Source organism: Cryobacterium serini, from assembly GCF_004404025.1.
GTDB classification, from domain to species: Bacteria; Actinomycetota; Actinomycetes; order Actinomycetales; family Microbacteriaceae; genus Cryobacterium; species Cryobacterium serini.
In genome coordinates, this window is the sequence record NZ_SOHN01000016.1 from 14,056 (window position 1) to 27,138 (window position 13,083).

The window sequence follows — 13,083 nt, forward strand, 5'->3', positions numbered from 1 at the left end:
CCAGCGTTGGTTATTACCCAGCAGTAATGACTACTGTGAGGTTATGGCAGACATCTTCACCGTGGTGGCGGACTCGGCGCGACGGGACATCTTGCGCATTCTTTTAGAGCGCGCAGTTCCCGCCGCTGAAATTCGCGGTCCGTCCCGGGAAGTGCGGGGCGAGCTGAGCGTGTCTGACATCGTTGGGCACCTCGGGTTGAGCCAGCCAACAATTTCAAAGCACCTCAAGGTGTTGCGGGAGGCCGGTTTGGTCACCGTTCGCGAAGACGGGCAGCACCGCTTCTATCGGCTGCAGTTTTCGCCGCTCGAAGAGATCGAGGACTGGTTAATTCCCTTTCTGAGCGTCGACTTCGACCAGGCCGTCAAGGACGTAGATCTGGAGGCCGATGCCGGCCTGAAGGACGAGCAGCGCGCCTTCGCCTCGGCTATTGGCAAGGCGTTCGCCGATGCCTCGCAAATGTCGCACGTCGTCAAAGATGCAACCGCAAAAAAGTGGCGTAGAAACGGCTGAAGGAGGCCCGATCCGGCTGCTGAGTAGTTGGAGCCGGTTTTGTCCGGTAGAATGGTGTTTTCGTGTCAGTCGCGGGCCCCGCGACTAAACCAATACTTGTGAGGTCCGTGTGGGTTCTGTAATTAAGAAGCGACGCAAGCGTATGGCGAAGAAGAAGCACCGCAAGCTGCTTCGCAAGACTCGCCACCAGCGTCGTAATAAGAAGTAGAACGACTAGGACTCAACTCTTAACCGTTCTCGAGCAAAGCGCTAGCCCTTCGGGACTGGCGCTTTTTGCTGTCGCCCGCGCGGTGTGTCGTGCCCGTACGCGCCGGCATGAAGTCGCCGTAGGCTGGAACCATGCCCACCGCACACCTGACCCTGATCGGCAAGCCCGGTTGTCACCTCTGCGACGATGCGCGGGACCTGGTCGGAAGCGTCGTGGCCAAGCTCGCCGACGATGTGTCGGCCCCACAGATCACGTTCGAGGAACGTTCCATTCTCGATGACGCCGAGCTGCACGAGCTCTATCTGGAGGACATCCCGGTGCTCCTCATCAACGGCAAAGTGCACAATTACTGGCGCATCGACCCTGTGCGCCTGCGCGCCGCCCTACTGGAGGTCTCATGACCATTCGCCACATCGTTTGCTGGAAGCTCAATGCCCTGACGCCACGCAAGAAGGCCGATGATGCCGCGGGCATCGTGGCGGGCCTGGAATCCCTCGTCGGTGTTGTACCCGAGATTCGTGCGCTGACGGTCGGGCCGGATGTTGCCGGCAATGAAAACTGGGATGTCGCGCTGATCGCCGACTTCGATGATCTTGAGGCCCTTGAGCGTTACCAGAAGCACCCCGAGCACAAAAAGGTCGGCGCGTTTATTCGCACCGTTGTCGCCGATCGCCTGGCCGTCGACCTCGAGGTCTGACCCGCTCGCCGAGCCGTGACTTTCCACGGTCTAGGGTCGCCGAGCCGTGAGTATTGGCTTATTTTTGGCTCGAAAGAGGCCAGAACTCACGGCTCGGCGACGCAAACTCACGGCTCGGTGCGGGCGGGGCACGGGGCCGAGACGGGCCAGAGCCCGGCTACGGCTCGAGGCGGGTCGGGCCGCGGAACAGGTAGGTGACCTCGCGAATTGAAGCCTGGTGCAGCATGAGCATCAGCACGCGGGCCAGGCCCATGCCGAAGCCTCCGTGCGACGGCACGCCGTAGCGGAAGAAGTCGAGGTAGCCCTCGATCTCCTTCGGGTCGAGACCCTTCTCGATCGCTTGGGCTTCGAGCACCTCGATGCGGTGCTCGCGCTGGGCGCCGGTCGAGATTTCGGTGCCGTTGAAGATGAGGTCGTAGCTCTTGGTGATCGACGCATCACCCTCGTGACGCATGTGGTAGAACGGGCGGATGCTCGAGGCGTAGTCGGTGAGGAACACGAATTCGTGCCCATACTTCTCCGCCACGTACGCGGCGATCTGCCGCTCGCCTTCCGGGTCCATGTCGTCGTCGTCGCGAGGAACCTCATAGCCGCGGCTCTTGACGATCTCCTTGGCTTCGGCCAGGGGAATGCGCGGGAACGGCGTGCTCGGAACGGTCACCTCAACGTCGAACAGGGCCTTGACCTCGTCGCCGTGCTTGGCCTGTACCGCAGTGAACCCGGCAACCATGAGGTCTTCATGCAGCGTCATGACATCGTCGTGGCTGTTGATCCAGCTGATCTCACTGTCGACGCTCGTGAACTCGGTGGCGTGCCGGCTCGTGAACGAGGGGTCAGCGCGGAACGCCGGCCCAACCTCGAAGATCTTGCCGAAGCCGGCCGACTGTGCCATCTGCTTGAAGAACTGCGGGCTCTGCGCGAGGTACGCCTTGGTATCGAAGTAGCCGACCTCGAACAGCTCGGCGCGGGACTCGCTCGCACTCGCCATGAGCTTGGGGGTGTGCAGTTCGATGAAGTCGTGCTCGATCCAGTAGGTGCGAAGCGCGTGCTCGAACGTGGTCTGGATGCGGAAGATAAGGTTCTGCTTCGGGTTGCGCAGGTCGAGAAAGCGCCAGTCCATGCGCTTGTCAAGGCTTGAGTCGGCCGCGATCGGCGTCTCCGGAATAGCAGCCGACACCACGGTGAGGGTGGCGAGCTTGATCTCGATACCGCCGAGCTTCACGCGTTCGTCGTGCTTGAGCTGCCCCGTCACAGTGACGAAGGTGCCCTGGGCGAGGCCCGAAATGCTGGTGGCGGGCTCGTCGGCGATGACGACGCCATCGGCATCCGTTGTACGAGGGTTGACCAGCTGCACGGCGCCGGATTCGTCGCGCAGAACGACGAATTGCACCTTCTTCTGGTCTCGAACGGTATCGACCCAGCCGGACACCGATACGGTGCCGTCGTCGAGAGCGGACAGGTTTTTGATCAATACGCGCGAAGTCACGGTTCGAGTTTAGCCGGAGCCGCCCGAGCGGGCCGCTCACGGCGGATTCTAGGCTGACCCCTTTGTAGACTGGTCGGGTGGTAGCCAGTCAAGTGCATCTCGTGCGTCACGGTGAGGTTTTCAACCCCGAACGCGTGCTCTACGGACGGCTGCCGAACTACCGGCTCTCCGAGCGGGGCGTGCTGATGGCCGAAGCCGCCGCGGAGGAACTGGTCGAGCGGGGCCGCGCGGTTGTGCGTGTCATCGCTTCGCCCCTGCAACGCGCGCAGGAATCGGCCGCGCCGATCGCCGCCGCCTTCGCGCTAACGATCGACACCGACGAACGCATCATCGAACCGACGAACGCCTTTGAGGGCAAGCGGATGCGTGGCCAGGGTGGCGCGTTACGCGACCCGCGCAACTGGCCGGCCCTGATCAACCCCTTGAAGCCGAGCTGGGGAGAACCCTTCCGTTCGATCTCTGACCGCATGCTCGCGGCGATCGACGACGCCTGGAACTCAGTGGATGAGGGTGACGTAGTGCTGGTCAGCCATCAGCTGCCGATTTGGATGGTGCACCGCGCTCTCGCCCACGAACAGCTTGCGCACGACCCGCGCCAACGCCGCTGCGACCTGTCGAGCATCACTACCCTGTGCTGGCACGGTGACCACTTCGCCGAAACCGGCTACGCCAGCCCGGCACTGGCCCTTCTCGACCCGAGCAACGATGTGGGTGCTGTATGAATCATCGCCGCGTGAGCCAACGCCGCCGCCTCGCCCCACTGTTGGCCGGGCTGGCCGCCGGTGCCCTGGTGCTTTCGGGTTGCTCCTCTGATCCGCTCGCGGACCAATACCGGGAAGGCTCAAACAAGGGTTTCATCGCCGGTGACGGCAGCGTCACCGAGATCGCCCTCGCCGATCGCGGTGAGGCCATCGAGTTCTCCGGCGTGACAGAGACGGGCGATACGGTGACGAGCGCCGACACGCAAGGCGAAGTCCTGGTCGTCAACTTCTGGTACGCCAGCTGTGCACCGTGCCGCGCTGAGGCATCCGATCTGCAAAGCATCAATGCCCAATTCGAGAACGAGGGAGCGAGTTTTCTCGGCGTCAACGTGCGTGACCAGGCCCCCAATGCCATTGCCTTTAACGAAACCTACAGCGTGACCTACCCCTCGGTGCTCGACGTTGATACCGGAGCCATGCAGCTCGCGTTCAGCGGCAGCATTCCGCCAAACGCGGTGCCGACCACTCTGGTGCTTGACGCCGAAGGGCGGGTCGCGGCGCGCATTCTGGGCCAGGTCACGTCGCCGTCCATCCTGGAAACCCTGATTCGGGACACGATCGCGGAGACTGGCACGACCGAGTGAACAATCCTTTCGGAGAGATCGTCTTCAGTGGCCAACTGCTCTTCGCCATTCCCATCGCACTCCTCGCCGGCCTCGTGTCGTTCGCCTCGCCGTGCATCCTGCCGCTCGTTCCCGGTTACCTCGCCTACATCGGTGGCTTCACCGACGGACGCACCGGTGCCTCCAAGCGTGACCGTCGCGGTCGCACCCGGCTCCTGGCCGGGGTCGGTCTGTTCGTGCTCGGCTTTACCGTGGTATTTGTGCTCACCGGCGTTGTCTTCGGTGCCGCCGGATTCTGGCTCAACTCTTACCGCGACCTGATCACGCGACTTGCCGGCGTGGTGGTTATCCTGTTGGGCCTCGTCTTCGTCGGCCAGTTCGGTGCCATGCAACGCACCCTCAAAACCAACTGGCGCCCCAAGATGGGTCTCGCCGGCGCTCCCGTGCTCGGTGCGGTCTTCGCGGTGGGCTGGACGCCGTGCACCGGTCCCACCCTCACGGCCATCAACTCGCTCAGTCTCGGCACCGGTTCGCCCTGGCAAGGCGGGCTGCTCGCCCTCTTCTATTCTCTCGGCCTCGGAATTCCCTTCCTGTTGATCGCCCTCGGCCTCAACTGGGCCACCGGATCGGTCGCCTTCCTGAAACGGCATATTCGTGCCATCAACCTGTTCGGCGGCGTTCTGCTCGTCGTCATTGGAGTACTCATGGTGACTGGCATCTGGAACGCGTGGCTCCTCGATTTGCAAGGGGTGATTGGCAGCTTTGTCCCGGCCATCTGATCACTATGATTCCCGTCCGCAGGCGCCGCAAACCGGTGTCGTGCAGCCCAAGCTCGGCCTGACCGGCTGGTTGCGCTGGTTCTGGCGTCAGCTCACGAGCATGCGTACCGCCCTGTTCCTGCTGCTCATGCTCGCCATCGCGTCCATTCCCGGATCGCTCGTGCCCCAGCGCAGCTCCGACCCGAACGGTGTCACCCAGTACTTCGCCGACAATGCCGACCTGGCGCCGATCCTGGACAAACTGCAAGCCTTCGACGTCTACACCTCGGCCTGGTTCTCGTCGATTTACCTGCTGCTGTTCATTTCTCTCATCGGCTGCGTCATTCCGCGCACCAAACATCACTTTCAGGCCCTGCGCGCCAAGCCGCCGACCACGCCGGCCCGCCTCGGGCGGCTGTCCGGTTTCACCACGCAAGACGCGCCGGCGCAGACGGATGCCCGCGCCGCTATCACGCACGCCCGCACCCTCCTGAAGTCCAGCGGCTACCGCGTCGTCCGCTTTGATTCCGACACCGAGTCATCCGTTTCGGCGGAGCGTGGCTACCTGCGGGAGACCGGCAACCTCGTCTTTCATGCTGCGCTCGTGGGCATTCTGGTCACCGTTGGATTCGGTGGCGGTTATGGCTTTAGCGGCCAACGAGTGATCGTCGAAGGGCAGACCTTTGTGAACACGCTGCTCGCCTACGACTCCTTCAACCCGGGACGATTCTTCGACGACACCACGCTCGACCCGTACACGCTGAGCCTGGATGACTTCGAGGTCTCCTACGAACAGCAGAATCTGCAGGCCTACGGCCAGCCGGTCGACTTCACCGCCGACGTGACCGTCACCCCCAAGGGTGAGGCGGCTGAGCCCGGCGTCGTCAAGGTTAACGGACCGCTGCGCACTAACGGAACGAGCATCTTCCTGCTTGGCAACGGGTACGCACCGACCATTCAGGTCACCGCCCCCGACGGTACCGTCGTCTTTTCAGACTCGGTGCCATTCTTGCCGCAGGACGCCAATCTCACCTCGCTTGGCATCGTGAAAGTGCCGGACGGACTGGCCGAACAGGTCGGCATGATCGGGTTCTTCTATCCCACTCAGGATAAAGCGGCGTCCGGCGCAAACTTCTCCAGCTACCCCGACCTCGAGTACCCGTTGCTCACTCTGAACGTCTATACCGGCGATCTCGGTCTTGATGCCGGCGTGCCAACATCCGTCTATTCGCTCGTCACCGATACCCTGACCCGGCAGACCGGCGGCGAGACCGGCGTTGCCTCGATCGAACTGAAGCCGGGTGAATCGGCCGAGCTGCCGGGCGACCTCGGCACCGTCAGCTTCGTCGACAACAACCCGGCCGCAACGGCCGCCGACGACTTCACCCAGTCGGTTCCGCGTTTCGCAAGTTTTGACATCCACCACGACCCGACGCAGATCTGGTTGATCTCCTTCTCGATGCTCGTGCTGTTCGGCCTGTTCACCGGGCTGCTCGTGCCGCGTCGCCGCGTTTGGGTGAAGGCCACGACCCGAACCGACGGAACCGTGCATCTCGAGTATGCGGGCCTGGCCCGTGGCGATGACCCGGCTCTCGAAGCAGCCATCACGAATGTGGCTGACCGTCACCTCAAGCTGTTGAAAACCCACCAACCCGTCGCAGCGAATCCCGAATCGATTTAGGCTTACATCGTGAATCTGACTGACACCGCACTGCTCAACTCATACTCGCTCAACGCGTTGTACTCGGCGATGGCCATCTACGCCTTTGCTTTCATCGCTTTCGCAGTCGACCTCGCGCGTCGTTCAAGCGCCGTGAGTGCGATGGAATCCGACCTGACTGAAGTGGATGCCGCTGCTTCCGTGGGCAGAGTAGTAGCCGTTGGCCGCACCAGCACCCTCGAACGGCCGGCCGTGAAGCGACCCGTGCTGTCGCGCATCAGCGCCCGCATGGACGACGACGCGGCGCTGCCGTATGGCCGCTCGTCGAGCCTGCGCGTGGGAGTTGCCCTCACCGTACTGGCCTGGGCGTTGCACCTCGCGGCTACCATCATGCGCGGCTTTGCGGCCGACCGGGTGCCGTGGGCGAACATGTACGAGTTCGCGCTGACGGGCACGCTGCTCATTATGACGGTGTTCCTCATCGTGCTGATCCGCTCCGACCTGCGTTTTCTCGGTACCTTCGTCACGGGCCTCGTGCTGGTACTGCTCGGCGTGGCGTCCCTGCAGTTTTATGTGGAGGTTGCCCCCCTGCCGCCGGCACTGCAGTCGGCATGGCTGGTCATCCACGTATTCGTGGCGTCGTTGGCCACCGGGATGTTCGCGCTCGGCTTCGCGCTGTCGACCGTGCAAGTGCTGCAGTTTCGGCGCGAAAACAGGGTGCGGGAGGTCGCCGCCGCTGGGCGCTCGGCCGTGGCATCCGGTCGGCGCCTGCGTTTTCTGGCAACCTTGCCATCGTCGGCGACACTGGAGAACCTGGCCTACCGCATCAACATCATCGGCTTCATCCTGTGGACCTTCACCCTCATGGCTGGCTCGATCTGGGCCGAACAGGCCTGGGGGCGTTACTGGGGCTGGGACACCAAAGAGGTGTGGACCTTCATTATCTGGGTCATCTACGCCGGATATATCCACGCTCGCGCAACCCGTGGCTGGCGCGGATCACGCTCGGCCTGGCTGTCGATCATTGGATTTTCCGCCGTCATGTTCAACTTCGGCATTGTCAACGTGTTCTTCAAGGGCCTGCACGCCTACTCGGGTCTCTCTCTCTAACCCGACTCACGCGAAAGCGGGTGTCTGGTTGCTTCAACCGGATTGAAGCAACGAAAAACACCCGCTCCCGGGATCGATTTCGGGTTACTCGGCGGCGACAAGCGCGTGCGTACGCGCGAGACGAGCGAGCCACCAGTCTCGACGATCGGGGCTGGCCGCGTGCTGGTCGAGCAGGGCCGCATCCGGCACGACCCGGCGCACCGGAATGGCACCGGCTATCGGCAGCAGCGGCTCTCCCGTGACATCCTCGGCGAGGAGCGAGGCGGTGCCGAGGCCGCAGTCGAAGTAAAGTCCCGGAACGGATGCCGCGAGGTGCGCGCCCATCGATAGCCCGATCGACGTGTCGAGAGCGCTGGAGACTACGACCGGCAGCCCCGTCTGGCCAATGATCGACAGTGCGGCTCGGATGCCGCCAAGCGGCTGGGCCTTAATGACGAGAATGTCGGCGGCGCCGGCCCGGGCCACGGCGAGCGGGTCGCCGCTCTTCCGCACGCTCTCGTCGGCGGCGATCGGTACGCTCAGGTAGGTGGTGCGGTGACGAATCTCGGCGAGGTCGGGCACGCTCATGCACGGCTGCTCGACGTATTCCAGGTCGAAAGCGCTCAGTGCGTGGATAGCGTGTTCGGCTTCATCAACGTTCCACAGGCCATTCGCATCGATGCGGATGCGACCTTCCGGACCGAGTACGCGACGTACCTCGGCCACCCGGGCGACATCGTCAGCCAGGGTTTGATCCGGGCTGGCGACCTTCACCTTTGCCGTGCGGCAGCCGGGAAAACGTGCGAGCACCTCGGCGACCTTGCCCGCCGGCACGGCCGGTACGGTTGCATTGACCGGAATGCTCGTGCGCAGGGGGTGCGGCGTGCTCTGCCAGCCGAAGTCGATGGTGGCTCGGAGCCAGTTGGCGGCCTCGGCATCATCGTATTCGACGAAGGGGGAGAACTCGGTCCAGCCCTCTGGGCCTTCCAGCAGCAGTGCTTCCCGACTGTCCAACCCACGGAACCGGTCGAACAGTTTCAGGGAGACGACGTGCGCGGAACCGAGTAACTCATCCAGTGAGGGCATCATGATTCCAGTGTGTCAGCCTCCGGCTGGGTAGACGGCCAGAGACGGAAACGGCCGCTTCTCGTATGCGGTTCGGCGTGGTAGACGATGCCGATGGTTTAAGGCTCGTCCTTCAAAGTGCCCGACTGTGCGGCCAGGGAGCTGGTTTCCGGAATGATCTGCAGTCCGCTGGAAGAATTTGCCGTCGCCATGAGCGCTTCGATCCACTCGCGGTTGAGCGTGGGGGAACGGCTGCCGAAATACTTGTAGGCGATGGGGATGCCGGGGTGGAGCCAGATCGTGTTGCGTCCATCGCCAGCCTGCGGGTCGTCCCGCCAAGTGAAGTAGAACGATTCCCCGCGCCGCAGTTTGGCGCCGATCACAACCTGAATATGGGCGAGCACGCGATCGTCGAAGTCCGCGGTAAGGGACGAGTCGTAGGTCAGTTTTCCCATGTCGCGCTCCTGCTGGCGTGCACTCGATGCTGTCGGCGTTTAGTCCCTCAAATAATGTTCCAACCGTGGCACGTGCAGCAGGGCGAGGGCACGCTTCTCGATTTGGCGCACGCGCTCTCGGGTAACGCCCTCAATGTGGGCGATCTGGTCCAGGGTGCGCGGTTCGTTACCGTCGAGGCCAAACCTGGCTCGCAAAATAGAACGTTCCCGAGGCGGCAGCGTGTCGAGGAAGTAGCGGATGTCTGCCGCTCGCAGCGTCAGCGTGGCGTGTTCGTCAGGCTGGGGGAGGTCATCATCAATTATCAGTTCGGCCATATCGCCTGCGCCGTCACCGACCGGCGTGTGCAGGGAGATCGGTTCGTTGTCGTATTGCAGTAAGCGCAACACGTCGCGCACGGGAAGCTGGGCGGCTTCGCCAATTTCACGTGCCGTGGGGTCACGGTCGAGAACGCTGGTCAGGTCGCGCCGGATACGTTTGATCTTGTTAAGCTTTTCGGCGGTGTGCACCGGGATCCGGATCATGCGGGACTTGTCGGCCATGCCGCGGTGGATTGCCTGGCGGATCCACCAAGTGGCGTAGGTGGAGAATTTGTATCCGGTCATGAAGTCGTACTTCTCAACGGCACGAACGAGCCCCATGTTGCCGTCCTGCACGAGGTCCATGATGGGCACTCCGCGGCCGGAGTAATGCTTGGCAATGCTAACGACCAGACGCAGGTTGGCCTCAATAAACTGGTTCTTGGCGCGGCGTCCGTCATGCGTAAGCCAGGCCAGTTCGCGCTCGTAGACCGAGTCGCGAGTGCCGGCACTGTCGCCCTGCAGCAACCTGGCCTCAGCAAATAGCCCGACCTCGATGCGGCGTGCCAGGTCAACTTCCTGCTCGGCGTTGAGCAGAGTCCCCTTTCCGATGCGCCGCAGGTAGTCGCCAAAGGCATCCGTTGATGCGGCGGTGTATGTGCCCGGCGAGACTGTTCGGCGAGGCGCCTGAACGGTGGTGGTCATGGTTGTGAGCCCTCGCATTTGCGTTTCATGCCGTGTGTGATGTTCATGACGACCTCCCCGTACTTTCCAAGTCATAAGTCCACCCCTCGAACGGGGTGGACGACAAGGGGTTGACTTCTTGCTCGATTCACATTACCTGAGGTTTTTTCGTCTTCTCAACCCCTAATCTTACGGGTTGGAAAATTCAAAAAGTCGATGCTGGCGCCGCGTAGGCTGACACCATGAGTGAACAGGTGTGCGACCCCTCCGCAGGAGGCTGTACTGACGCAACAGGACCGTGGTGAGGCCACTGCGGACTCTCACGCCTGAGCATCCGCCCGCCGTTCTCGCCGCGTTGCGGGATGCGCTCGCGGGCAGTGGACCGGCTCTGTTACCGGTGCCGATACACCGTGATGGGATGCTCAAAGACGTGCCGAAACGGGTCGCGGTCGTGATCGAAACCTCCGGGTCGACGGGCACGCCGAAACGGGTCATGCTCGCCACCAACGCCCTGCTGGCCGGCGCTGCGGCCTCCACCGTCGCCCTCGGCGGGGCCGGACAATGGCTGCTCGCTCTGCCCCTGCACTACATCGCCGGGGTGCAGGTACTCGTGCGGTCGATCGCCGCCGAAACCACACCGCTGATGCTGCCATCTGGCCACTTCGATCCCCAGGACTTTCTTCGGCTGGCCGAGACCATGACCGAGTCGCTGCGCTACACCGCGCTGGTGCCGGTGCAGCTGGCCCGTCTGCTCGACGCGGCGGATGACCCGGCCCTGCTATCCGTGCTGCGTCGCTTCACCGCGATTTTGGTGGGCGGGCAGGCGATCAGGCCCGATCTCATTGCTCGGGCGGCTGAACTCGACGTGCGAGTCGTGCGCACCTACGGGTCGTCGGAGACCGCTGGCGGCTGTATTTACAACGGTGTTCCGATTGGTGACACCCTCGTGCGGGTGGTTGACGGGCAGCTGGAGCTTTCTGGCGCCGTGCTTGCGGAAGGGTACCTCGGCGATGCCGCACTCACCGCCGAGCGCTTCATCCTGGAGCACGGCGTGCGCTGGTATCGCACCGGGGATCTCGGTGAGGTGGACCCGGTCGATGGCCGGGTCACGGTGCTGGGCCGTGCCGACAACGTGATCATTTCCGGCGGCGAAAAGGTCTCGCTCGACGCCGTCGAAGGCATCGTGCGATCCTGCCCCGGTTTCGAGCAGGCTGTCGTGATCGGTGCTGATGACGACGAGTGGGGGCAGGTGCCGGTCGTGGTGGTCGGGGGCGGCACTGCGGACTTTTCCGCGGTGGCCGCAGCCGTTGTGGCGGTGCTGGGACGTGCGGCCCGACCTGCACGCGTCGTGCGGGTGGAGGCGATTCCGCTGCTGGCCTCGGGAAAGCCCGACCGGCGCGCGCTGGCCGGTACCGCGCTGGGCAGTGCTGCGCTGGCCACTAATATGGGGGCGTGGCACAAGGAGCTCGGCCGGTCAGGCCCAAACAACAACGATTGAATCCTAAGGCGAAGCTGGCGGGCGCTGATGCCAGTGGCACGGCGGGTGGTGCGGTTGGCCGCAGCGGCAAGTCCGGCCACCCGGCGTATAAGTCCGGACCGCCCCGCAAGGGACCGGCCAGGGTCAAGCCAGCCACGGCCTCCGACTGGGTGTCGGGCGCACGACTGCGCACTCTGCCGCTCGCCATTGCTCCGGTACTGCTCGGTACCGGCGCTGCGATCGTGGCGAGTGGACCCGGCGTTTACCATCCGGTGCGCGCATCGCTCGCACTTGCCGTGGCGCTGTTTTTGCAGATCGGCGTCAACTATGCCAATGACTATTCCGACGGTATTCGAGGCACTGACGCCTTCAGGGTCGGACCAGCTCGGCTCACCGGCGGTGGCGTCGCCAACCCGCGCACCGTGCTGCGCGTGGCCCTGACCTTCTTTAGTCTCGCTGCCGTGGCTGGCATCACGCTGGTCATTCTGACCCAGCATTGGTGGCTGATGATCGTTGGCGTTGTGGCCCTCGCTGCAGCATGGTTCTATACCGGCGGTAAGAAGCCCTACGGCTACCTGGGCCTCGGTGAAGTGTTCGTGTTCGTGTTCTTTGGTCTCGTAGCCACCGCCGGCACGACCTATGTGCAGGTCGGCGACTTCACCACCGAGAGCGTTCTCGGTGGTATCGCGATGGGGTTGATCGCCTGTGCCGTGCTCATGGTCAACAACCTGCGTGACATCGTGCCAGACAAGGCCGCCGGTAAGCGCACCCTCGCGGTGCGAGTCGGAAGCACGGCCTCCCGGGTCGTCTTCTGCATCTTCTTATTGCTGCCGTTCGTGATCGCGGGTCTTTTCAGCCTGGTCTATCCACTCGGAATCTTCACGTTCTTCGTGCTGCTGCTGGCCCTGCCGGCCTGCCTCATTACGATCACCGCCACGTCGGCGAAAGAACTCATCCTCGCCCTCAAGCTGACGAGCCTCGCGGCGCTGGCCTACGGCCTGCTACTGGGACTTGCTTTCGCGTTCTGATTTCGTGTGCTCCTGGGCATTCATCAGTGAGTCCTCGATCTCGGAATCCGGGTTGATCGTCTGCTTGTCGGGGTGCCGCGCCTGATAAAGCTCCCGGGCAACACCCTCGCGGGACTTGCCCAGCAGAAGATAGGACAGGCACAGGCCGACCAACGCGGCGATCACCGCGGACGCCCACGGCCACAACCCCAGGGACAGCAGAATTGCCAGCGGTATGACAAACATTAAGACGCGCAACACGGAGTAGTACAGCCAAGAGGGCACGAATTTCATAGATCCAGCTTAGAATGCCGCGGCTGGGTAGGCGCACATGTCTCTCACGGGCAAGCGCCTTACAATCGAGG

General features: G+C 63.2%; 16 protein-coding genes. 11 read left to right on the forward strand and 5 right to left on the reverse strand.

The features are described 5' to 3' along the window. Window positions 1–43 precede the first annotated feature (43 nt). The 4 genes from E3T51_RS12035 (at window position 44) to E3T51_RS12050 (ending at window position 1,416) form a co-directional block, all read left to right on the forward strand. Entirely contained in the window at window positions 44–511 is a 468-nt protein-coding gene (locus E3T51_RS12035) for an ArsR/SmtB family transcription factor (protein WP_134530055.1), read from the forward strand. Between the two features lie 109 nt (window positions 512–620). Beyond that, window positions 621–719 carry a 30S ribosomal protein bS22 gene (locus E3T51_RS12040; protein WP_003792170.1) on the forward strand — a complete coding sequence of 33 codons (99 nt, stop codon included), beginning with the start codon at window positions 621–623 and terminating at the stop codon, window positions 717–719. 131 nt (window positions 720–850) lie between these two features. After that, window positions 851–1,120: a glutaredoxin family protein gene (locus E3T51_RS12045; protein WP_104190712.1), complete on the forward strand. Its 270-nt coding sequence runs from the start codon at window positions 851–853 to the stop codon at window positions 1,118–1,120. Next, the gene (locus E3T51_RS12050; RefSeq protein WP_134530056.1) at window positions 1,117–1,416 is read left to right on the forward strand and encodes a Dabb family protein; all 300 of its coding nucleotides are present in this window, start codon (window positions 1,117–1,119) and stop codon (window positions 1,414–1,416) included. The genes E3T51_RS12045 and E3T51_RS12050 overlap by 4 nt, the downstream gene beginning before the upstream one ends. Window positions 1,417–1,573: 157 nt before the next feature. Here E3T51_RS12050 and aspS read toward each other — a convergent pair whose 3' ends face one another. After that, entirely contained in the window at window positions 1,574–2,887 is a 1,314-nt protein-coding gene (gene aspS / locus E3T51_RS12055; protein WP_104190714.1) for an aspartate--tRNA(Asn) ligase, read from the reverse strand. Between the two features lie 92 nt (window positions 2,888–2,979). Here aspS and E3T51_RS12060 point away from each other — a divergent pair, with 92 nt between their 5' ends. From E3T51_RS12060 to ccsB, 5 genes are read left to right on the forward strand one after another with little or no spacing between them, the layout of a single operon-like run. Next, complete coding sequence (locus E3T51_RS12060; protein ID WP_134530057.1) at window positions 2,980–3,624, forward strand: histidine phosphatase family protein; 645 nt, start codon at window positions 2,980–2,982, stop codon at window positions 3,622–3,624. Continuing rightward, window positions 3,621–4,247 (forward strand): TlpA family protein disulfide reductase, encoded by a 627-nt coding sequence (locus tag E3T51_RS12065; RefSeq protein WP_134530058.1) that lies wholly within the window; start codon window positions 3,621–3,623, stop codon window positions 4,245–4,247. Before E3T51_RS12060 ends, E3T51_RS12065 begins: the two co-directional genes overlap by 4 nt. Further along, complete coding sequence (locus tag E3T51_RS12070; protein WP_104190717.1) at window positions 4,244–5,005, forward strand: cytochrome c biogenesis CcdA family protein; 762 nt, start codon at window positions 4,244–4,246, stop codon at window positions 5,003–5,005. The genes E3T51_RS12065 and E3T51_RS12070 overlap by 4 nt, the downstream gene beginning before the upstream one ends. Window positions 5,006–5,045: 40 nt before the next feature. Continuing rightward, a complete protein-coding gene (gene resB / locus E3T51_RS12075) occupies window positions 5,046–6,665 on the forward strand; it encodes a cytochrome c biogenesis protein ResB (protein ID WP_420898434.1) in 1,620 nt (539 codons plus the stop codon). A 15-nt stretch (window positions 6,666–6,680) separates the two neighbouring features. Continuing rightward, a complete protein-coding gene (ccsB, locus tag E3T51_RS12080) occupies window positions 6,681–7,754 on the forward strand; it encodes a c-type cytochrome biogenesis protein CcsB (protein ID WP_420898443.1) in 1,074 nt (357 codons plus the stop codon). An 84-nt stretch (window positions 7,755–7,838) separates the two neighbouring features. Here the strand turns inward: ccsB and E3T51_RS12085 are convergent, their stop codons facing one another. From E3T51_RS12085 to E3T51_RS12095, 3 genes are all read right to left on the reverse strand, one after another. After that, window positions 7,839–8,822, reverse strand: a complete 984-nt coding sequence (locus E3T51_RS12085; RefSeq protein ID WP_174844596.1) for an o-succinylbenzoate synthase — start codon at window positions 8,820–8,822, stop codon at window positions 7,839–7,841. A 95-nt stretch (window positions 8,823–8,917) separates the two neighbouring features. Next, a complete protein-coding gene (locus tag E3T51_RS12090) occupies window positions 8,918–9,253 on the reverse strand; it encodes a DUF7882 family protein (RefSeq protein ID WP_134530061.1) in 336 nt (111 codons plus the stop codon). A gap of 39 nt (window positions 9,254–9,292) precedes the next feature. Then, a complete protein-coding gene (locus E3T51_RS12095; protein WP_166806456.1) occupies window positions 9,293–10,255 on the reverse strand; it encodes a sigma-70 family RNA polymerase sigma factor in 963 nt (320 codons plus the stop codon). A gap of 277 nt (window positions 10,256–10,532) precedes the next feature. Between E3T51_RS12095 and E3T51_RS12100 the strand changes: the two genes are divergently transcribed. Beyond that, a complete protein-coding gene (locus tag E3T51_RS12100; RefSeq protein ID WP_420898435.1) occupies window positions 10,533–11,732 on the forward strand; it encodes an AMP-binding protein in 1,200 nt (399 codons plus the stop codon). Between the two features lie 14 nt (window positions 11,733–11,746). Next, window positions 11,747–12,739, forward strand: coding sequence for a 1,4-dihydroxy-2-naphthoate polyprenyltransferase (locus E3T51_RS12105; protein ID WP_134530429.1), 993 nt, complete (start codon window positions 11,747–11,749; stop codon window positions 12,737–12,739). Here E3T51_RS12105 and E3T51_RS12110 read toward each other — a convergent pair. Continuing rightward, window positions 12,713–13,012 carry a DUF4229 domain-containing protein gene (locus E3T51_RS12110; RefSeq protein ID WP_134530063.1) on the reverse strand — a complete coding sequence of 100 codons (300 nt, stop codon included), beginning with the start codon at window positions 13,010–13,012 and terminating at the stop codon, window positions 12,713–12,715. The two genes, E3T51_RS12105 and E3T51_RS12110, sit on opposite strands and share 27 nt — an antisense overlap. Between the last annotated feature and the right edge of the window lie 71 nt (window positions 13,013–13,083).